This is a genomic window from Archaeoglobaceae archaeon, from assembly GCA_038734275.1.
Taxonomy (GTDB): domain Archaea; phylum Halobacteriota; class Archaeoglobi; order Archaeoglobales; family Archaeoglobaceae; genus WYZ-LMO2.
This window is the reverse complement of sequence record JAVYOO010000004.1, coordinates 71270-90479: the sequence shown is the minus strand read 5'-3', so window position 1 is coordinate 90479 and position 19210 is coordinate 71270. Positions and strand designations below refer to the sequence as shown.

The 19210-nt window shown below is 42.4% G+C and carries 20 protein-coding genes; 12 read left to right on the top strand and 8 right to left on the bottom strand.

Features of this window, described 5'->3' with window-relative positions:
* Positions 1-279: 279 nt before the first annotated feature.
* A complete protein-coding gene (locus QXI54_05965; GenBank protein ID MEM0302697.1) occupies positions 280-1002 on the top strand; it encodes a HAMP domain-containing sensor histidine kinase in 723 nt (240 codons plus the stop codon).
* 96 nt (positions 1003-1098) lie between these two features.
* Here the strand turns inward: QXI54_05965 and QXI54_05960 are convergent, their stop codons facing one another.
* From QXI54_05960 to QXI54_05950, 3 genes are read right to left on the bottom strand one after another with little or no spacing between them, the layout of a single operon-like run.
* On the bottom strand, positions 1099-2625 hold the full coding sequence (locus QXI54_05960; protein ID MEM0302696.1) for a hypothetical protein: 1527 nt from the start codon (positions 2623-2625) through the stop codon (positions 1099-1101).
* Positions 2622-3707 carry an ABC transporter permease gene (locus QXI54_05955; GenBank protein ID MEM0302695.1) on the bottom strand — a complete coding sequence of 362 codons (1086 nt, stop codon included), beginning with the start codon at positions 3705-3707 and terminating at the stop codon, positions 2622-2624. Before QXI54_05955 ends, QXI54_05960 begins: the two co-directional genes overlap by 4 nt.
* A complete protein-coding gene (locus tag QXI54_05950) occupies positions 3708-4568 on the bottom strand; it encodes an ABC transporter ATP-binding protein (protein ID MEM0302694.1) in 861 nt (286 codons plus the stop codon).
* Between the two features lie 236 nt (positions 4569-4804).
* On the opposite strand from QXI54_05950, the gene QXI54_05945 reads away from it, so the two are divergent.
* From QXI54_05945 to pheA, 4 genes are read left to right on the top strand one after another with little or no spacing between them, the layout of a single operon-like run.
* Positions 4805-5587, top strand: a complete 783-nt coding sequence (locus tag QXI54_05945; protein MEM0302693.1) for a 2-amino-3,7-dideoxy-D-threo-hept-6-ulosonate synthase — start codon at positions 4805-4807, stop codon at positions 5585-5587.
* Complete coding sequence (locus tag QXI54_05940; GenBank protein ID MEM0302692.1) at positions 5553-6518, top strand: 3-dehydroquinate synthase II; 966 nt, start codon at positions 5553-5555, stop codon at positions 6516-6518. The genes QXI54_05945 and QXI54_05940 overlap by 35 nt, the downstream gene beginning before the upstream one ends.
* Positions 6515-7114 (top strand): type I 3-dehydroquinate dehydratase, encoded by a 600-nt coding sequence (locus QXI54_05935; GenBank protein ID MEM0302691.1) that lies wholly within the window; start codon positions 6515-6517, stop codon positions 7112-7114. Before QXI54_05940 ends, QXI54_05935 begins: the two co-directional genes overlap by 4 nt.
* Positions 7111-8961 carry a prephenate dehydratase gene (gene pheA / locus QXI54_05930; protein ID MEM0302690.1) on the top strand — a complete coding sequence of 617 codons (1851 nt, stop codon included), beginning with the start codon at positions 7111-7113 and terminating at the stop codon, positions 8959-8961. The genes QXI54_05935 and pheA overlap by 4 nt, the downstream gene beginning before the upstream one ends.
* Here pheA and QXI54_05925 read toward each other — a convergent pair.
* Genes QXI54_05925 through QXI54_05915 form a run of 3 tightly spaced genes read right to left on the bottom strand, consistent with a single transcriptional unit; the run spans position 8946 to position 10726 of the window.
* Positions 8946-9464 (bottom strand): nitroreductase family protein, encoded by a 519-nt coding sequence (locus QXI54_05925; protein ID MEM0302689.1) that lies wholly within the window; start codon positions 9462-9464, stop codon positions 8946-8948. The two genes, pheA and QXI54_05925, sit on opposite strands and share 16 nt — an antisense overlap.
* A 55-nt stretch (positions 9465-9519) precedes the next feature.
* Positions 9520-10500 carry a transcription initiation factor IIB gene (locus QXI54_05920; protein ID MEM0302688.1) on the bottom strand — a complete coding sequence of 327 codons (981 nt, stop codon included), beginning with the start codon at positions 10498-10500 and terminating at the stop codon, positions 9520-9522.
* Positions 10436-10726, bottom strand: a complete 291-nt coding sequence (locus QXI54_05915) for an H/ACA ribonucleoprotein complex subunit GAR1 (GenBank protein MEM0302687.1) — start codon at positions 10724-10726, stop codon at positions 10436-10438. The genes QXI54_05920 and QXI54_05915 overlap by 65 nt, the downstream gene beginning before the upstream one ends.
* Before the next feature lie 112 nt (positions 10727-10838).
* Between QXI54_05915 and QXI54_05910 the strand changes: the two genes are divergently transcribed.
* From QXI54_05910 to QXI54_05900, 3 genes are read left to right on the top strand one after another with little or no spacing between them, the layout of a single operon-like run.
* Complete coding sequence (locus tag QXI54_05910; GenBank protein ID MEM0302686.1) at positions 10839-11117, top strand: MazG nucleotide pyrophosphohydrolase domain-containing protein; 279 nt, start codon at positions 10839-10841, stop codon at positions 11115-11117.
* 30 nt (positions 11118-11147) lie between these two features.
* Entirely contained in the window at positions 11148-12812 is a 1665-nt protein-coding gene (locus QXI54_05905) for an ATP-dependent DNA ligase (protein ID MEM0302685.1), read from the top strand.
* 34 nt (positions 12813-12846) lie between these two features.
* Positions 12847-14472: a thiamine pyrophosphate-binding protein gene (locus tag QXI54_05900; GenBank protein ID MEM0302684.1), complete on the top strand. Its 1626-nt coding sequence runs from the start codon at positions 12847-12849 to the stop codon at positions 14470-14472.
* On the opposite strand, the gene QXI54_05895 is transcribed toward QXI54_05900, so the two are convergent.
* A complete protein-coding gene (locus QXI54_05895) occupies positions 14462-15022 on the bottom strand; it encodes a CDP-alcohol phosphatidyltransferase family protein (GenBank protein ID MEM0302683.1) in 561 nt (186 codons plus the stop codon). The two genes, QXI54_05900 and QXI54_05895, sit on opposite strands and share 11 nt — an antisense overlap.
* A gap of 81 nt (positions 15023-15103) precedes the next feature.
* Between QXI54_05895 and QXI54_05890 the strand changes: the two genes are divergently transcribed.
* On the top strand, positions 15104-15460 hold the full coding sequence (locus tag QXI54_05890) for an SCP2 sterol-binding domain-containing protein (GenBank protein ID MEM0302682.1): 357 nt from the start codon (positions 15104-15106) through the stop codon (positions 15458-15460).
* An 8-nt stretch (positions 15461-15468) separates the two neighbouring features.
* Here the strand turns inward: QXI54_05890 and QXI54_05885 are convergent, their stop codons facing one another.
* Entirely contained in the window at positions 15469-16251 is a 783-nt protein-coding gene (locus QXI54_05885; protein MEM0302681.1) for a glutaminyl-peptide cyclotransferase, read from the bottom strand.
* Positions 16252-16339: 88 nt separating this feature from the next.
* Here QXI54_05885 and hemL point away from each other — a divergent pair, with 88 nt between their 5' ends.
* Genes hemL through cobA form a run of 3 tightly spaced genes read left to right on the top strand, consistent with a single transcriptional unit; the run spans position 16340 to position 19159 of the window.
* The gene (gene hemL / locus QXI54_05880) at positions 16340-17599 is read left to right on the top strand and encodes a glutamate-1-semialdehyde 2,1-aminomutase (GenBank protein ID MEM0302680.1); all 1260 of its coding nucleotides are present in this window, start codon (positions 16340-16342) and stop codon (positions 17597-17599) included.
* Complete coding sequence (gene hemC / locus QXI54_05875; GenBank protein ID MEM0302679.1) at positions 17596-18453, top strand: hydroxymethylbilane synthase; 858 nt, start codon at positions 17596-17598, stop codon at positions 18451-18453. Before hemL ends, hemC begins: the two co-directional genes overlap by 4 nt.
* On the top strand, positions 18443-19159 hold the full coding sequence (gene cobA / locus QXI54_05870; GenBank protein MEM0302678.1) for a uroporphyrinogen-III C-methyltransferase: 717 nt from the start codon (positions 18443-18445) through the stop codon (positions 19157-19159). The genes hemC and cobA overlap by 11 nt, the downstream gene beginning before the upstream one ends.
* Positions 19160-19210 lie beyond the last annotated feature (51 nt).

Sequence of the window (19210 nt, the reverse complement as noted above, 5' to 3'; positions counted from 1 at the left end):
ACAGTAGTGGATGAGCTCTCTTCCGCAGTTGTCATTGTTGACTGGCGTGGGAGAGTAATATATGTGAATAAAATCTGGGAGAAGTAAGCGGATTGGAGTATGATGAAATGCTAAACAACCCCCACAAATATTTCGAACCAGAAGATTATACAAAACTCGTTGAGTTGGTCGTTAGAACTTTTGTAGAGAAAGAAGAAAGTAGACCCGCCCCTTATTATTAGATCTTTCGACGCTTGGGGGCGTATTCATTGGCTTGAAGCCAGAACAAGATTCGCAGAAATGAATGGAAAGCCCTATTGCATAATAGTCTACACCGATGTCTCCGATAGAATTGCTTTGCAGAAAAGAATAGAAGATCTTAACGAATATCTCAAACTGCTGAATAGCATGCTGAGACATGACATATTAAATATCTTCACGAGGGTGTACACATTTTTGGAACTTTTGGAGGAAGAATCCCAGCACAAATTGATCCAGAAAGTGAAAAACGCAGTAAATACCGGTATAGAACTCGTAAAAAAGATGAAAGAACTGGAATCTTCAGCAGAAATTAAAAGAGAGCCATACAACCTGAGAAGTGTCCTTGAAGAAGTCGCTAACAGTTATGGGGTCAAGATTTTATTCGAAGGGGAAGACGCAACTGTTATTGCTAACGAAGGGATTTACAGCATTTTTAGCAATTTAATCAGCAATGCAGTTAAACACGGTAAAGCCACAGAAGTCAGGGTAAAGGTCTCGAGTGACTCAGAAAAAGTAGAGGTCATATTAGAGGATAACGGAAAAGGTATACCAAGAGATTTCGTCTCTAAATTGTTCACTAAGGGCTTCACTACTGGAGGTAGCGGTCTGGGTTTGTTTATTGTAAAACAACTCATAAAGAGTCTTGACGGTGACATTGAACTTATAGATCCGAACAAAGCTTCATTCTTGCTAAGATTTAAAAAAGCTCCAACTCAAAAATTAGAGAGGGGAACTGGAGAAATAAGCACTTCTTTAACTTAAAACCCATAGAAGATATCTTGTTGAAAATACGTAAAAAGATTTAAGCCAAAGAAACGGCTATGCCAGCTAAACCATTGCAAACTTTCCATATAGCAATTAGTGCATCTTCTTCACCCTAATCGCTACTAATAGAACGAGAATCAGGAGAGCCAGAAGATAAGCGTAATATCTCTCAAGCCAGCTCTTCTCAAGCACGGTAACATAAGCGTAGAAACTGCCAGAAACTTCTTTGCCTTCATAATTGTCTGCCTTGTAGCTTAGCTCAATCCTGTATTCGTTGTTCGGGATTACGTCTTCGTCCACGTAAACCCTAAAAGCCACTGAAGCAACGCTATTACTTTCAATTCTCTCCAGATAGGCTTCAGGAGTTTTCAGCCTTATTCCGGGGCTTGGATTTAGCTTGAAGTGAACGTTTTTTGCAATTCCACCGCTGTTGGTAATCTCAAGCCTAAGAACGTTCTCGCCATGGTAAATTATCGCCTTTCGATGAACTTCAAAAAACGGATTTTCTTCGATTAGCAGGGGAATTGTCTTTGTTTCTGAACTCGCTAATAGTTCTGAAGCGACGATTTTGTAATCTGCAATTAACCTGAGCTCTTTAAAGCCAAAACTCGCACTTTCGCTAACCTTGTATTTTAATGCAATTCTCCTGACTTCTCCCGCGTTGAGGTAGCCCAACAAAAACTCTGTTGCGTCGAATTCAAAGCTATCCGCTTCAATTTTCAACTTAAGTCCAGAAATCGGGAAAGCATTGTTGTTCATCACAGCAAGCTCCAAAATTCCGCTCTCGTCCCTCTCGAACTTAGATTTGCTCAAGGCGAACTCAAGACCTTTGCTGATTTTTTCGAGCTTCATTGGAATAGCTATTTCTTCATAGCCTCTATTCCATCCGTTATCGTAGTATAAGTAGCTAATAGCCAAGGTGAAGTTCTCTGCCTTTGCAATGCCTTCAAATGTGATCATTGAAGAATTCAGCGGTCTTAAGACTGGTAAATAAAAAACTTGGGGCGTTACACTTTCAAAGCCGAGCAACCTTATTTCTAAATCTCTCGCCTCTCCGACGCCAGAGTTTGTGATCATAAGCGTTATTCTGTTTACTTGCCCCTCGTAGAGCTTGGAAGTTAAGGCTGAAACCCTGAACTCAGGCTTAACTGACTCAATGACGTCGAGCTGGAATTCGAAAGTTTCGAATTCGGAGCAGTATTCGTATCTGTAACTCCCGCTTTCGTTTAAAATATTGCAAAGTCTTTCGTAGTCAACGTATAGCGTAAAGCTGATTTTTTCACTTGCATTCTGTGGAATCGAAACAGGAAAGCTCAAATCAACGCTCTTTGCTGGTGGAAGTGCTGGAATATAGATCTTTCCAAGCTTAACCTCCGCACCTCTGCTTTCAAGCCTGATTTCGAGGTTGTAGGCTGTGAGTGAGGCGTTGTAAAAGAGCTCTTTTTCAATCGTCCCGAATCCAATTTCTTCGGGTTTTGCGAGATTTACCAAAACAACTTTCAATTCATTCATCTTCCCAGCACTCAAATAGCTTGTCGTGGAATAAGCCTCAAGGTCAGGCTGAGCGACAACTTCGAATGCCAGAAAAACCAAGAAGAGAGCAAAAAGAATTGCTTTCATTCAATTCCACCTCCCATTCTTTTTAGAACATTTACAGCGAGAGTTAGGCTTACGAGAGTATACAAAACCAGAATTCCGAGTTCTGGAAGAATTTGCTCAACTCCGCTACCCTTAACCATTATCTCTCTGAATGCTGTGTTCGCATAGGTTAAAGGGATAACGAGAGCGAAGATTCTTGCAGCTTCTGGCATGCTTTCGAGCGGGTAGAAGAAACCTGAGAGAAATATGTTTATCAGTCCGAAAATCATCACTGTCTGAATTCCCTGAAGCTGTGTTGCTGAAATTGAAGAGATGGATAAACCTATTCCCACCGAGCCAGCAAGGAAGAGAAGCTGAGTTAAAATGAGCAGAGCGAAGCTACCCTTAACTTCAACTCCAAATAGATTATGGATCAGAAACATTACGATTAAAACGTCGAGTGTTATCATCGCAGTAATTGCCAAGAATTTTCCGAGAATAACATCTCTGCTGTTCAAAGCCTTTAAAGATAATTCAAGAGTCCCTTCTTCCTTCTCTCTTGCCAACGAGCTTGCTGAAAGTATTAAGCTGATCATTAGCGTAACCACGCCGATGAGCGCTGGGGCTACGAAGTCGATGAGTCTCGTTTTCGTGGAAAAAACGAACCTCTGCTCAACTTCTATACCGCCGAACGTTTTCGTTGAAATGCTGTAACCCAAATTCCTTATTCCGTTCACAACAGCGTTAGCCACTGCGGAGTTTGATTCATCGGCATAGACTTCAACTTCAGCCCTTCCCTTAGCCAATCCGCTCTCAAAATCTTTTGGAATAAAAAGCATCGCATCAACTTCTCCCCTTTTTATTAAATCCAAACTCTCGCTTTTCGTAGCCAAGAAGTAATCGAGATCAAAGGCTTCTCCAAGGCTCAAAGCCGAAATCAGAGCATTCGATGCTTTGCTGTTGGATTCATCCACAATTGCCAAGCGAACATTCTTTATGTCTCCTGAAAAGGCGTAGCCAAAGATGAGAGTAAGTAAGATAGGCTGAATGAGTATTAGTGCAAAAAGCCTTCTCTCTCTGACTATGGTCTTCAGTTCTTTGACAATTACCACTTTTATTGGCATTTAACCACCCAATAGCCTTAGAAATGCATTTTCGAGCGTTTCTCTTTCAATTTCTACTTCCAAAATATCGTTTCCAAGAATTTTGAACAACTCAGGAACTCTGATTTTTGCGTTGTCAACGAGCACGCTGATCTCGTTTCCTTTTAACTCAGCGTTTAATCCAACGCTTTTTAGCTTTTTAAAAGCATCTTCCGCTTTTGCTACTTTTACCTTGACGATTTCTCCTCCCAAGGCTTTTCTTTTAATATCTTCTGGGCTCCCTTCTGCTAAAATTTCTCCTCCTCGCATAAGGACTATTCTTTGACATTTCTCAGCTTCGTCCATGTAGTGTGTTGTGATGAGAATCGTCTTTCCCTCCTTGTTCAGCGATTCAAAGTATTCCCAAAAGCTCTTTCGAAGCTTCGGATCAACTCCAGCGGTTGGCTCATCGAGAATTAGCAGATCTGGCTCATGAACCATTGCACATGCAAAAGCGCATCTTTGCTTCATTCCTCCGCTTAGATTTCTTACAAGCCTATTTCGGAATTTTTCAAGCTCCACGAGCTTTAGTAGCTCTTCTATCTTCTGCTTGGCATTCTTTACACCATAAGCCTCTGCAAAAAATCTTAAATTCTCCTCAACGGTTAGATTTAAATATAGTGGAGCATTTTGTGGCATCCAGCCAATTTTTTCGGCATTTATCTCCACTTTTCCTTCATAGGGAACGAAACCGAGAATTGCTTTAATGGTTGTTGTCTTTCCCGCCCCATTTGGACCGAGAAGCCCAAGGATCTCACCAGATCTGACCTTCATATTCAGATTATTTACCGCAACGAACTTTCCAAATCGAACAGTGAGATCTTCGATTTTGATCTTTTCCATGCTCTTTTATAGTGATAAAACCTTTATAATTTTGTTGCCAAAACTCCAAGCACGAGAAAATTTTAAATATCCTATCTATAACTAAAGACAATGCCAGCTAAACCATCGCAAACATTCGCATATAGCTTCGATTTTAGGTTTAGCTGGTGCTATAGGTTTAGCTACTAAAGGAGGTGTTTTGCAGTGGCTCTGTCTGTGTATGGCTCTATGCTCTATAAATATAAGAGGTGTTTTATATGATTGGGAAATTAAGGAGATTGCGAAGAATACTGCGAAACGGAAGGACTTTGATTATGCCAATGGACCATGGAGTTAGCAAAGTTGAAAGCGGGCTGGAAAACGTTGAGGAAACATTGAGATCAGTAAGCGATTATATAGATGCAGTAGTTCTTCACAAGGGAGTGGTGAAGCACTCAAGAATCGTTGCTGAGCTGGAAATTGGATTGATCGTTCATCTAAGCGCCTCAACAAGCCTCAGTCAGGATCCGAATGACAAAAGGATTGTTTCAAGCGTTGAAAATGCAATTGCCCTTGGAGCGGATGCGGTTAGCGTGCACGTGAACATTGGAAGCCAAACTGAAGGAAGGCAACTTGAAGAACTCGGACAGGTTTGCGAAGTTGCGGACAGCTATGGCATTCCAACGCTTGCGATGATGTATCCGAGAGGTAAGGTAGAGGTGAATACCGAAACCGTAACTCAGGCTGCGAGAGTTGGCTATGAGCTTGGAGCGGATCTTGTAAAGGTTCCATACGTTGAAAAATTCGCTCAGGTGGTCAAATTCTGCAAGGTGCCAGTTGTAATTGCAGGTGGGAGCAAAGAGAACGAATATGAGCTTCTCAGAAAAGTTGAGAGTGCACTGAAAAGTGGTGCATGCGGAGTTGCGGTGGGGAGAAACATTTTTAGCAGTCCCTCACCAAGGGATATTGCTAAGGCATTGCATCACATAATCCACGAAGGGATGAGCGTTGAAGAGGTGCTTGAATATGAAGGAGATCTGGTTGCTGGCAGATGGAGATAACTGGGACGAAGTTAAAGCTGATTTAAGGAACGCGATCGAGCTTGGCTTTGATGGTGCAATAATCCAGCAGAAGTTCATCGAAAAGGCTAAAAAACTCGGAAAAATTGAGCTTCAGCCCTTGGAAGAGATCGTTGAAATAAAGTCCGCAAGAGATCAAGAATTGGCTTTAGGCAAGCGGACAGCAGTGCTAAAGTTCTCAGACTGGAAGGTGATTCCGCTTGAAAACATAGTTGCGATGAAGAAAGGAAAAGCAATTGTGATCGTGGACAGCATTGAAGATGCACGGCTCGCGTTGACAACACTTGAGAAGGGAGCGGATGGAATTGCAGTTAAAGGCAATCGAGAAACTCTTAGAAAATTCTACGAGCTTGTTAAGGCTGAAAAAGAGAAGATAGAGCTAAATAGGGCAAAGATAAAAGAAATAAAACCACTTGGACTTGGGGAAAGAGTTTGCATTGACACCGTTTCGATCATGTCAGTCGGCGAGGGTATGCTTGTTGGCAACAAAGCGGGATTCATGTTTCTCGTTGCAAGTGAAAGCGAAGAAAGTGAGTATGTGGCTTCAAGACCATTCAGAGTCAATGCGGGGAGTGTAAATGCCTATCTTAAGGTTGGAGATAAAACCAGATACCTCTCTGAGCTTAAAGCGGGGGACGAGGTTGAGATTGTCAAGTTTGACGGCGAAGTTAGGAAAAGCCATGTCGGTAGAGTGAAGATTGAACGAAGACCATTGCTTTTGATCGTTGCAGAAGCCAATGGAGTCGAAGGCAGTGTTATTCTGCAGAATGCGGAGACTATAAAGCTGATAAATCCAGAAGGGAAGCACGTGTCGGTTTCAGAACTAAAGGTGGGCGATGAAGTCCTTGTATGGGTTGGTGAGAAGGCAAGGCATTTTGGTGTCAAGGTCGAAGAGTTCGTGGTCGAAAAATGAGGCTTGTTGCAACTGTTTCGAACTCTCAGGAGTTAAATTTGGCAAAAGAGGCGGATCTGGTGGAGCTTAGGCTTGACTTGGGCGAGTTTAAAGAGTTGCCAAAAGGCAAATATATAATAACATGCAGAAGGAAAAAAGATGGCGGACTTTACGAGGGGGACGAGGAAAAAAGAATTGAAAAAATAAGGCTTTTTGCTAAGAAAACCGATGCAGAATTTGTAGATCTTGAATTTGACCTTCAAGACCGGTATTTTGATCACTTCGACTGCAAGATCATAGAGTCCTATCACAACTTCACCGAAACTCCGAATTACGAGTTCTTAAGAGACTTGGTTGAGAACAAAAGGGGGGACTATTTCAAGATTGCAACCCTTGGCAAGAGCATTGAAGACTGGCGAAGAATTGTTAAACTCCTTCTTGAGCATGAAAACGTTGTTGCTTTTCTTATGGGCGAGGATTTCAAATTCACGAGGATCTTTTCCGCATTTCTTGGCTCACCTTTAATTTACTGCTATGTTGGGACAAAAAAGGCTCCTGGACAAATCGAGCTTAGTGAAGCAATCCGAATTCTCAGCCTTTTAGGGGTGAGAGAGTGAAGATCCTGATCTATGGTGTTGGAGATCTTGGAGCTTTGTTAAAAGATTTCTTCTACTCGAAGGGATACTATGTGAAGGGTTATGACGTAGATCAAATGAAAAGAGAGACTAATAGCATTTCCGAATTCGATGTAATATTTGTATGCACTCCAATGGGTGAAATAAGGAATGCTTTGGCTCATATAAGGAGTGAAGCTAAAAAGAATGCGTTGCTTGTTGACGTTGCATCTGTGAAAAGTGTTTCAATTTCAGAATTTGAAAAATCAGGCTTTGATTTTCTTAGCATTCACCCAATGTTTGGAAAAGACAGCGATATGGCTCTCGCTAATATCATAGTGATCCATGAGTCTGGAAGAGAGGAAGAAAAAATTATATTAAATGAGTTTATAAAAAGTGGGGCGTTAATTACTAAAATGAACGCCGAAGAACACGATAAGGCCATGGCGAAAATTCAGGGGCTTACTCATTTCCTATTGCTGGCATTTGCTGATCTTTCCGAAGGCGTGAGCTATGGCACGCAGATCTACAACATTCTTAGAAAGCTATCCGCAAGGTTCCTTGCCCAGAACTGGGAGATGTGCTACCTGATCCAGAAAAATGCAGAAAAAGATCGAGAGGAATTCGTTAGCAAAATTTTAGCACTTAATGAAGCGATAAAAGACAAAGAGAAATTTAGAAGGATCTTTTTGAAATTAAGAGAGAAATCAGAAAGTGCCGAGAACAGCGAACTATTGCTTGAGATTTGCAAGATAACCAAAGACTTTAACGAGCTCGAAAAAATGAGGGGGGCGCTTAAAGTTATAGATTCCCTAATTCTCCGATTGCTCGAAAAAAGAGTTGAAATTGCAAAAAGAATAGCAGACAAAAAGAGGGAGATCGATGAACCGATCGAAGTAAAAGAGGTCGAAGACGATAAGATCAGACAATTGCTTAAAAAGACAACTTTGAACCCATTAGCAGTTGAAGGAATTTTTGAAAAGATCATGAAGCTTACCAAAGAGGAGGAATACTCCAGAATTGGAATAAATAAAACTGTTGCAGTTCTCGGACCAAAGGGAAGTTTCAGTGAGGAGCTTGCCCTTAAAGTTGTTGGTTCAAGGCTCCCACTAAGGTATTGCTCAAACACAGACGAGATCATAAAGCTTGTCGAGAGCGGTGAAGTCGACTATGGGATCGTGCCAATCGAGAACTCTGTAAATGGAACTGTTTTGCCTGTGCTCGATGCACTCATGAGCCATGAAGTCGAGGTTTTTGGCGAAGCAAAGCTTGAGGTTAATCATTGTCTCGTAGCGAAGAGAGAGCTCAAATTTGGGGACATAAAAGTAGTTTACTCGCATCCACAAGCTATAGCGCAGTGCATGGGTTTCATAAACAACTATTTGCCGAATGCAGAAATTAGATACACGTCTTCAACAAGCGACGCTATAAGGCTACTTGACGATTTCTCTGCAGCGATCGTTTCCGAGAACGCAGCAAAGCTTTACAAATTGGTTATTTTGAGAAAAGGGATTCAGGATCTTCGGGACAGGAACATTACAAGATTTTACATGATCAGGAGAAAAACAGGAAAAATGGAAGGAAAAATAACTTCACTCTTCTTTGCAGTCGAGGACAAGCCCGGAGCATTGAAGAATGTTCTTGAAGTATTTTATCGCAAGGGTTTCAATCTCAGAAAGCTTGAATCCCGACCAGCTAAGACAGGGCTTGGAGACTATGTCTTTTTCGTTGAAGTCGAAGCACCGCTGAGTGAAGAGGATGCAAAAGAGTTAAAGTTGTGCACGACATTCTATAAGATCATTGGCGTTTTTGACGAAATTGACAAGCTCGATGTCTACCAGCGTTCGTAATGCGTTAGCTCCTCAATCGGATACCTACTTCTCCTTGAAGGTTGCTCCGCGGGATAGCCAATTGGAATTATAGCCATCGGTCTAACGTGCGCTGGCAACCCCAAGATCTCTGAAACTCTTTTTTCATCAAAAGCCCCTACCCAGACCGCACCAAGGTTTAGTGCGGTAACTGCGAGCAGGATGTTCTCAACCGCTGCGGTAGCATCTTGTTCAGCATATAGCTTTCCCCTCTCGCCATAGACTCTCATGCTTCTCGGATAATTTGCACAGACTACCACAACAACTGGAGCCTGAGCAATAAACATCTGCCTAAGCGAAGCTTTAGCGAGCTCATTCTTTATATTCTGATCCCTGACTACAACAAAATCTCTTGCCTGCAGATTTCCTGCCGATGGAGCAGCATTTCCAGCTTCCAAGATCAGCCTAACCGTCTTTTCATCGATCTCCTTTTGCTGAAACTTCCTAATTGAAACTCGCCTAAAGATCAGATCGAGTTCTTTCATATCCGTAGATACTCCCGGGATTTAAAAATACTTTCCAAAATATGTAAAAATAAAATTATAGAATAATCTCAATACCAAGTTTCTCCGCAAGCTCCTTGTAGCGATTTCTTATCGTGACTTCAGTAACTCCAGCAACTTCTGCAACTTCTCTTTGCGTTCTTCTTTCGCCAAGCAGAATTGAAGCAACATAAATAGCTGCAGCAGCCACGCCAGTGGGACCACGACCACTCGTGAGTTCTCTCTCTTCCGCTTTCTTTATAACTTCAATTGCCTTCCTCTGCACTTCCCCGCTAAGTCCCAGTGCAGCACAGAACCTCGGAACGTAGTCCGCGGGACTAGTAGGCATCAGCTTGATTCCGAGTTCCCTTGTTATGAAGCGATAAGTTCTTCCAATTTCTTTTCTGTCGACTCTCGAGTAAACTGCGATCTCTTCAAGAGTCCTTGGCACTCCTGCCTGCCTGCATGCACAGTATAGAGCAGCTGCAACGACACCTTCAATGCTTCTACCCCTTATGAGGTTCTTTTCAACCGCCTTTCTGTAGATCACAGCCGCAGCCTCTCTAACGCTCTTGGGCAATCCCAATGCGGAAGCCATTCTGTCAAGCTCGCTTAAAGCGAATGCAAGATTTCTTTCGGTTGCATTGCTGATCCTTATTCTGCGTTGCCATTTTCTAAGCCTGAATAGCTGTGCCCTGTTCCTTACCGAGATCGCCTTGCCGTAGTAGTCTTTGTTGCTCCAGTCTATGATCGTTGATAAGCCCTTATCGTGAATTGTGAAGGTGACTGGTGCACCAACCCTGCTCCTACGATCTCTTTGCTCACTATCAAATGCTCTCCATTCTGGACCAGCGTCTATATACTGATCCTCAATTACAAGCCCACAGTCCTGACAGATGAATTCACCTCTTCTATAATCTCTTATGAGCCTCGGGCTACCACATTCAGGACAAACTTCGATATCTTCTTCTCTCTCAATCTCCTTTCTTTCTACTTCCTTTTCTACTTCCTTTTCCCGAACTTTTTCTACTTCCACCATACTCCCTCACCACGAACAGATCCTCATAAACAACTTTATTCGGCTTTATCAGCACATAAGGCGAGATTATCGGTCCTATTATATCATGGACTACACCTACATGCTCCATTTTCCTTGTTACAACTTTTTCGCCAATCTTTGGCAAATTCGTAGGTTGAATTCGAACTAAAAGCATCCCCGATTTCGTTTGTTTTTCGGGTTTTCCGAGAGGTATCAAACTCGTCATGTAGTATATAAACTTTGCGGTCTGGGTATATAAATTTTTCGGTCGCCTATAATTATTTAAAACACAGGTAAAAAGAAACACCCTTATCATCCCAGAGGTTTCTAAGTTACACATGGAGCTCTTAGAGTTAATGGATGCCATAAAAAAGAGATATTACGACATCGACAAAAAAAGCAGTCCACTTTTTCTGCTTTCAGTTCTTTTTGAAGAAGTTGGAGAATTAGCTGAGGCTGTAAGGAAAAATAAATCTGAAGATATTGAAGAAGAGCTATGTGACGTTCTTTTCATGGTTTTAAGCCTTGCTAATTACTATGATTTCAAGCTCGAAAGCAGGCTCGTGGAAAAGTATCTAAAAGGAGACCCGAGCACCCGTTGGGATCTCGAACGATAACTTAATTAACTTTTAATATCACACAATTTTATGCTATTCAAAGATTTCGCCGAATTTTGTGAAGGCATAGAAAGAATCTCCTCGACCTTGGAATTAACCGAAAAAATCTCAAATTTTATAAAAAAAATAGACCATGACAAAGATCTATACAACGTTGTTCTTTTCCTAATGGGGAAAGTCTATCCGGCTTGGGAAGAACGAGAGTTAGGAGTTGGTGTTGGACTTCTTTACGAAGCTCTTGAGAACGTGAGTGGATTAAATAAGGAGAAGATAGAAGACCTGGTAAGAGAGCTTGGAGATCTTGGGTTGGTGAGTGAGAAAATAATTAAAGGTAAACAGATGCTGACCCTTGAAACAGAAGAACTGACAGTTCAAAGAGTGAGGGAAATATTCGACGAAATTTCCTCTCTGATAGGAGAAGGGAGTAGAAAAAGGAAAATTTTGCTTCTAACAGGCTTATACGGACTGGCATCACCACTGGAGGCTAAATATCTGACAAGGCTGATTATGAACGAGATGCGCCTTGGCGTTGGAGAGGGCATCGTTCGAGATGCAATAGCCAGAGCATTTGGCTTGGATGAAGAACTCGTAGAGAGAGCCTACATGGTTACCAATGACCTTGGAAGAGTTGCTGTTATTGCTAAAAACAGCGGAAGGAAGGGGCTTGAGGAGATAAAGATCAGGCTTCACACTCCTGTAAGAATGATGCTCGCTCAGGTTGCGGAGAGCTTTGAAGATGCTATAGCAGAGATGGGGGAAGTTGCAGTAGAGTGGAAATTCGATGGAAGCAGAGTTCAGATCCACTGGGGAGATGGAGAGCTAAGGATTTACTCTCGAAGGCTTGAAAACGTTACAAACGCGTTGCCCGAGATTGTAGAAGAAGTAAAAAAGAACGTGAAAGAAGGGGTTATACTCGATGGCGAAGTAATAGCGGTTAAAGATGGAAAACCCATGCCATTCCAACATGTGCTGAGAAGGTTCAGAAGAAAACATGGGATTTCGAAAATGGTTGAGAAAATTCCCCTGCAGTTCTACGCCTTCGACATTCTTTATTGCGATGGAGAAGTTATAGACAAACCACTCTCAGAAAGGCGGAGAATTCTTGAATCTGTGATTTCCGAGTCAGAAAGAATAAAGATTGCAAAGCAGACAAGAACAACGAACAAAGAGGAAATCGAGGCGATTTTCAACGAGGCGATAAATGCTGGACATGAGGGGGTTATGCTAAAAAATCCAATTTCACCCTATATACCCGGAAAGAGAGGTAAACACTGGCTAAAGCTTAAATCCGTAATGGAAACACTCGATCTCGTTGTTGTTGGCGGTGAGTGGGGAGAAGGTAAAAGAAGCCACCTGATAAGCTCCTACGAGCTTGCATGTGTTGATGAAATGACAGGAAAACTGCTCAGAGTTGGCAGAGTAGCAACTGGCTTTACCGACGAGGATCTTGAAGAACTTACAGAGCTTTTCAAGCAGATAATAGTAACGCATGAAGGTAAAATTGTTGAGTTTCTGCCAAAGTTCGTGTTTGAGGTCGCATATCAGGAGATACAGAAAAGCCCGAAGTATGAGAGCGGATACGCTTTGCGTTTTCCGAGGTTTATAAGGCTGAGAGATGACAAAGACATGCAAGAGGCAGACACATTGGGGAGAGTTGAGGAACTGTATAATCTTCAGTTCAAGAAAAGAGCTTAAAGAAAATTTTATAATTTAGAGTTTCACTAAATTTATGGATGTCGCAAAGGCAATTGCAAATGCTCTCTGCGACCTTGGTGTTCGTAGAGTTTACGGGATAATTGGAACGTCTCTGATTGACTTCATCGATGCACTTTATGATTTTAAGCAGATCAGATATATCTCCTGCAGACACGAACAAGTCTCTGCATCAATGGCAGATGCTGAAGGGCGACTTACTGGTTTTCCTGGGGTTGCAGTTGCCCATGCGTCCCCCGGGACCCTTAATTCAGCAATAAGCGTTGCAAACGCATACAAAGATGGTTCTCCAATGGTTTTAATCGCTGGCAGTGTTAGCAGAGCGCTGAAAGGAAAGAATTCGATGCTCGAAGCTAATCAGTTCGAAGTAATGAAGCCTATCACAGTAGGCTGTTTCAGGATCGAAGATCCAAGCAAAGCTATTGAAACGATTGAAAAAGCCTTTTCAACTGCTCTTAGCGAATGTGGTCCCGTTTACGTTGAAGTTCCAGAGGATCTGTGGAGTGAAAGCTGTTCCTATGCTACGCCCGTAATGAGGGTTTCGAGAAGAAAGGCAAGCGAGGAAGAAATCCAAAAGGCGGTTGAGATCATAAAGAAGTCCTCGAGACCACTGATCGTTGCTGGCTACGGATTAAACAGCCCCGAGGGCAGCAAAGCTTTGCTTGAGCTTGTTGAAAAAACTGGAATTCCAGTTATCACAACTGGCAACGGCAGAGGAGCAATAAGCGAAGAACATGAGCTTTGCTTTGGAAGAGTTGGATTCGGTGGTGGAAGTTTGCATGCGGACAGAGCTTTGAAGAACTCTGATTGCGTTATCTGCCTTGGATGCCAGCTTTCAGACATCACAACTTATAGCTACAGAATGATGCCTAAAGGAGACATTATTGCAGTAACGCTTGACAGAGAGGCTGGCAATAAGCTTAATTATTCTCTGATAAGCTACAGCGATGCGATCGATTTTGCTAAGAGACTTGCTAAAAAGTTAGATTATAGGGTAGATAAAAGCTGGATAGAAGAAATTAATGGCTGGAAAAAAACATGGGACGCTTTTTTAGATCAACTATGTGAAATGCGGTATGAGGGGTTTGCAAATCCGAATCTTTTCTTCAAGAAATTGAATGAAAAACTCGAAAAAGCAGTTGTTTGTGCTGGGCAGGGTATGCATGTGCTATACGCTCAGAATTATCTTAAGGCAAAATTCCCGAGAAGCTATCTCGCTGCAACAAATCATGGCGCCATGGGATTTGGATTGCCAGCGGCGATGACAGCAAGACTGCTGGGTTATGAGTCCATCGCTGTTTTGGGCGACGGAGAGTTTATGATGACGATCCAAGACCTTGAAACTGTGGTTAGAGAAAAAATTGCGGTTAAGGTTGTTGTTGTAAACGATAACAGCTACAGAGTGCTTTACTTCAGGCAAAAATTCCAGAAAGAAGGAAGAATTTATGGAACGCTACATAGCAATCCTGACTTTGCTAAATTAGCAGAGATTTTCGGGGCAGGGGGGATTAGGGTAGAGAAAGACAGTGAAATCGATGAGGGAATAAAAGCGATGCTCGAAAGCGACAAGCCATTTGTGCTTGATCTCGTTATAAGCCCAGATTCTTTTGCCCCTTTAAACACCGAAGCGCTCAATGACTGAGCTTTGATCTCTGATAGGTGTAAATAATCCTTTGCACCGCTGTAAGGTGGCTTAGCACTGCGATGACTAAAATACCCCAGTATATGTAGCCAGAAACCATTGCAATGAATAGAATGATCATTCTCTCCCCTCTTTCAGCGATGCCGACATCGCATTTATCCAGAAACTTCTCCGCCCTCGCTCTCGTGTAGCTGACAAGCAGTGCACCGCTCATCGCAATGGCAACGATCAGCCAATCGATGCCGTATAAGCCGAGAGCTATGAAGATCAGCACATCGACGTATCTGTCAAATACCGAGTCAAGGAAACCGCCAAAATTAGTTGCCATTCTCTGAGTTCTTGCGACAAGCCCATCAAGCAGATCGAAAACTCCGCTGAGAAGAACAAAGATCGCTCCGAGAATTATAATACCATAAAATATCGATATGAATGCAAAAAGACCGAGAATTAGGCCAATGAAAGTTAGCTGATTTGGTGTTAGCCTTTTTCCAATGAATTCGCCAACGGGAGCGAGTTTTTCTGTGACTTTCGGCTTGAATTTGCTGAGCATGTCCGCCTTTGTATTTTATGGTTTAAAATTTTACTGTTTAAAACCAATAAAGCTTATAAATTGATGTTGAGTGTGATATATATGGTCTCAGTCAGTTATCCGGAAGAGGGGTTTGCGAACATAGTTGGTCAATTAATAGAACAAAAACTAAAGGAGAATCCAAAAAAAGCTGAAATCGCCAAAAAGTTGCGTGGAACGATATTTTTAGAGATTAGAGATATGGGAGTTAGTGCAACGGTTGAATTTTTGAACGATGCTATCAAGGTTACAGATGAAAAACCGCAAAAAGATTTTGCTTTGATCTCGGTATCGGATTACGAAACTTTAACACTCCTCTCAACTTCGGGTTTGTTAAAACAGCTCAGATTGATGCTTTCTGGAAAGCTAAAAATCAAAAAAATCGGTCTTGCAAGAAAGTTTGGTGCTCTGATAAGCTGACTATATTTTTATTTTTGTCCTAAAGGAACGAGCTCAATCTCAAATAGCTTAGACCATCGCTTTCCAGTTACAAAAAGCCTTTTACTTTCAGCATCGTAAGCTATGCCATTTAGCACGTCGTTTATGTCCCTCTTATCTTTATAAATCCCACTCAAATCGATCCAACCAATTACTTTTCCCGTTTCTGGCTCAATAATTGCTATTCTGTCTTCCATCCAGACGTTGGCATAGATTAAGCCTTCGACGAATTCAAGTTCGTTAAGCCTGCTAACTGGTTTTTCATCGTGAACTTCAACCTTTGCGACGATCTGAAATGTTTTCGGATCGAGAAAGTAGAGACTTGCTGATCCATCGCTCATAATCAGTCTTTGCCCATCAAAGGTCAATCCCCAGCCTTCCGTTGAATAGCTGAATTCACCTATAACTTCAAAGGTGTTTTTGTCGTAAATAAAGGCTCCATGTTCTCGCCAAGTCAGCTGAATAATTCTGTCGCCGATAATCGCTATTCCCTCACCAAAACAATTCGGCGGAAGCTCTCGAAGTTGAACTACCTTTCCAGTTTCCAATTCTACTTTGCGTAGCGTTGAAAAGCCGTATAATCCAGTGCTTTCATATAAGTAGCCATCCTCATATACAAGCCCCCGAGTGAAGGCATTCGGATCGTGGGGGTAGATTTTTACCACCCGATAGCTATAAAGCCTCGGGCTTTCGCTTTGCAAGATTGATGAAACAAGAATTGCCAAAGCCAATGCGATTAGCAAGAGAACCAATAATGCTCGAAGCTTTCTCATAGCCACTCTACAATTCATTTTTTTGCTTAAATTTAAGCTTTGCCCTACCAAGGATCAAGAATTTTATATCGTTGCGAGAGGCTTTTCTATGCAACTGAAAAAGTCAAGGGAACTATACGAGGAGGCAATTAAACTCATGCCGGGCGGTGTTAGCAGTCCAGTTAGAGCTTTTAAGCCGCATCCGTTCTACGTGTATGAAGCTAAGGGTTCAAAGCTCATCGACGTTGATGGAAACGAGTTTATAGACTACTGCTTAGCCTACGGAGCTTTGATTTTAGGGCATGCAAATGCTGAAGTAAAGGAGGCTTTAAAAGAACAGCTTGATAAGGGCTGGCTTTATGGAACACCCATAGAACTTGAAGTAAGGTATGCAAAGCTCATAAAGAAATTTTACCCCTCAATAGAGATGCTCAGATTTGTTAATACGGGAAGCGAGGCAACGATGTCCGCTTTAAGGCTTGCAAGAGGTTTTAGCGGAAAGGAAAAAATTGTAAAGATCGAGGGCAGCTTTCACGGATCGCATGAAGCTGTTCTTGTTAAAGCGGGTAGCGGAGCGACGACGTTTGGTGTTCCAAACTCTGCAGGGGTTCCAAAAGACTTTGTTAAGAACACTTTGCAAGTGCCATTCAATGATGCTGAAAAGCTCTCTGAAGTGCTTGAAAAGAACAAAGACGTTGCCTGCGTTATAATGGAGCCAGTTATGGGCAACTCTGCTCTAATAATTCCGGAAGGGGATTACTTAAAGGAGGTTAGGAAAATCACAAAGGAAAACGACGTCCTGCTGATCTTTGATGAGATCATAACGGGCTTCAGGCTTGCAATGGGTGGAGCACAGGAATGCTATGGAATAAAGCCTGATTTAACAACGTTGGGCAAAATTGCTGGTGGTGGATTTCCAATCGGGATCTATGGAGGGCGCAGAGAGATCATGGAAAAAATTGCTCCTGTGGGCAACGTTTATCAGGCAGGAACCTTTAGTGGAAATCCCATGAGCTTATTGGCGGGCTATACAACGATTAAAATCCTTGAGAGAGAAAGAGTTGTTGAAAAAGTCTCCGAGAAGGCTAAAAAGCTCTGCAGTGGAATTCGGGATCTGCTGAGCGATAAAAATGCGAATGTGGAAATTGCACAGATCGCATCGATGTTCTGTCTATACTTTGGAAAAACTCCAAGGGATTACAGTGAAGCTCTAAAGCTTGACAAAGAAGCATATATGAAGTTCTTCTGGAAATTGCTTGAAAATGGAGTCTTTTTGCCACCCTCACAGTTTGAAACATGCTTTATGAGCCTTGCACACAGCGATGAAGATATACAAAGAACAATCGAGGCAATTGGCGAAGCACTATGAAGTTGAGAATTGGGACGAGAGGTAGCAAGCTTGCTCTGGCCCAAACAAAGATCGTGGCTGAAAAATTGGAAAAAGAGGGTTATGAAGTCGAGATCAGGATCATAAAGACCGCAGGAGACATAATGAAGGATCGCCCACTGCACGAGTTCAAGGGCATGGGAGCATTTGTAAGAGCTATAGATCTGGCTCTTGCAAGGAAAGAGATCGATCTGGCAGTGCACAGCTACAAAGATGTGCCAAGCGAGAGAGTTGAAGGCACAAGGATCTCAGCAGTGCTTAAAAGAGATAGCCCATGCGATGCTCTTATTGCAAACGGCAAAAAGTTGGAAGAGCTCGAGAGCGGAGCGAAAATTGGAACTTCAAGCCTAAGAAGGCGGGCTCAATTTTCAAGGCTCAGAAATGACCTTGTTTTTGAGAATCTACGCGGTAATCTTGATACGAGAATAAGAAAGCTTAAAGAAGGGGTTTATGATGCTATAATTGTTGCAGAAGCGGGAATCCAGAGATTGGGCTTGAAAGTCGATTACCAGCGCTTCCCTCCAGATCTTATAGTTCCTCCACCAAATCAGGGAATAATAGCGATCGCCACGCGAGAGGGCGAAGATGAGCTTGTTTCTTTTTTAAACGATCAAGACACATGGCTTTGCGCACAGGTTGAGAGAAAAATTGCCCAAGAACTTGGCTTTGGCTGTGCAGTGCCATTTGGAGTTTACTCAGAAGTTCTTGGTAGCAAAGTTAGAGTGGTTTGCGAAGTTCTCTCTGGAAAATATATAAGAATCGAGGATAAAATTCCAAAAGACTCCGCTTTAGAGAATGCTTTGGAAATAGCGAGGAGGATAAAAAGTGGCTGGTAAGGTTTACCTTGTCGGTGCTGGGCCTGGAAGTAAAGATCTGCTAACCTTGAGAGCTCTTGAAGTAATAAAGCAAGCGGATGTGATCTTATACGATGATCTCATTGGAGAAGTTGCTGAAATTCTGCAAGAAACCAAAGCAGAGCTAATAAGCGTTGGAAAAAGAAGAGGAGCCCATAAATTTGAGCAAGAGGAAATAAACAAAATGCTTCTCGAATACGCCAAAGCGGGTAAAACTGTTGTTCGACTTAAAGGCGGAGATCCATTCGTCTTCGGTAGGGGCGGAGAAGAGGCGGAATTTTTGAAAAAGAATGGTGTTGCTTTTGAATACGTCCCGGGAATAAGCTCCGCTATTGCTGTCCCGGGAAAAGTCGGGATTCCGCTGACTCACAGAAATTACGATCCTGCAGTCGTTTTTATTACGGGTCAGGAGAGCAGAGAAAGGCTAAACTGGAAGGCATTGGCCCAGCTGAATGCAACTATTGTAGTCTTAATGGGACTTTCGAATATTGAAAAGATCTGCAGTGCTCTAATTGAGAACGGAAAGGATCCAGAAACTCCTGTTGCGGTCATAGAAAAAGGTTTTTCGCCTGATGAGAGGGTGATTGTTGGCAAGCTTAAGGACATCGCTGAAAAAGTTAAATCGCTCGGCGTTTCACCACCAGCAGTTATCGTGATCGGAGGTGTTGTTGAGCTTCGAGATCCTTAGCTAAAGTCTTTTTAGCTCTCTAATCCAAAAGAGACTTTTTATATGGTAAAA

What these genes read in the sequence shown, in the direction of transcription:
- QXI54_05945 (MEM0302693.1), top strand. Translation starts at nt 4,805, where the DNA reads ATGATTGGGAAATTAAGGAGATTGCGAAGAATACTGCGAAACGGAAGG.
- QXI54_05925 (MEM0302689.1), bottom strand. Translation starts at nt 9,464, where the DNA reads ATGAAAGAACTCGATCTGATCTTTAGGCGAGTTTCAATTAGGAAGTTT.
- hemC (MEM0302679.1), top strand. Translation starts at nt 17,596, where the DNA reads ATGAAGTTGAGAATTGGGACGAGAGGTAGCAAGCTTGCTCTGGCCCAA.
- QXI54_05905 (MEM0302685.1), top strand. Translation starts at nt 11,148, where the DNA reads ATGCTATTCAAAGATTTCGCCGAATTTTGTGAAGGCATAGAAAGAATC.
- QXI54_05885 (MEM0302681.1), bottom strand. Translation starts at nt 16,251, where the DNA reads ATGAGAAAGCTTCGAGCATTATTGGTTCTCTTGCTAATCGCATTGGCT.
- QXI54_05915 (MEM0302687.1), bottom strand. Translation starts at nt 10,726, where the DNA reads ATGACGAGTTTGATACCTCTCGGAAAACCCGAAAAACAAACGAAATCG.
- QXI54_05940 (MEM0302692.1), top strand. Translation starts at nt 5,553, where the DNA reads ATGAAGGAGATCTGGTTGCTGGCAGATGGAGATAACTGGGACGAAGTT.
- hemL (MEM0302680.1), top strand. Translation starts at nt 16,340, where the DNA reads ATGCAACTGAAAAAGTCAAGGGAACTATACGAGGAGGCAATTAAACTC.
- QXI54_05935 (MEM0302691.1), top strand. Translation starts at nt 6,515, where the DNA reads ATGAGGCTTGTTGCAACTGTTTCGAACTCTCAGGAGTTAAATTTGGCA.
- QXI54_05955 (MEM0302695.1), bottom strand. Translation starts at nt 3,707, where the DNA reads ATGCCAATAAAAGTGGTAATTGTCAAAGAACTGAAGACCATAGTCAGA.
- QXI54_05895 (MEM0302683.1), bottom strand. Translation starts at nt 15,022, where the DNA reads ATGCTCAGCAAATTCAAGCCGAAAGTCACAGAAAAACTCGCTCCCGTT.
- QXI54_05890 (MEM0302682.1), top strand. Translation starts at nt 15,104, where the DNA reads ATGGTCTCAGTCAGTTATCCGGAAGAGGGGTTTGCGAACATAGTTGGT.
- QXI54_05950 (MEM0302694.1), bottom strand. Translation starts at nt 4,568, where the DNA reads ATGGAAAAGATCAAAATCGAAGATCTCACTGTTCGATTTGGAAAGTTC.
- QXI54_05960 (MEM0302696.1), bottom strand. Translation starts at nt 2,625, where the DNA reads ATGAAAGCAATTCTTTTTGCTCTCTTCTTGGTTTTTCTGGCATTCGAA.
- QXI54_05910 (MEM0302686.1), top strand. Translation starts at nt 10,839, where the DNA reads ATGGAGCTCTTAGAGTTAATGGATGCCATAAAAAAGAGATATTACGAC.
- QXI54_05920 (MEM0302688.1), bottom strand. Translation starts at nt 10,500, where the DNA reads ATGGTGGAAGTAGAAAAAGTTCGGGAAAAGGAAGTAGAAAAGGAAGTA.
- QXI54_05900 (MEM0302684.1), top strand. Translation starts at nt 12,847, where the DNA reads ATGGATGTCGCAAAGGCAATTGCAAATGCTCTCTGCGACCTTGGTGTT.
- QXI54_05965 (MEM0302697.1), top strand. Translation starts at nt 280, where the DNA reads ATGAATGGAAAGCCCTATTGCATAATAGTCTACACCGATGTCTCCGAT.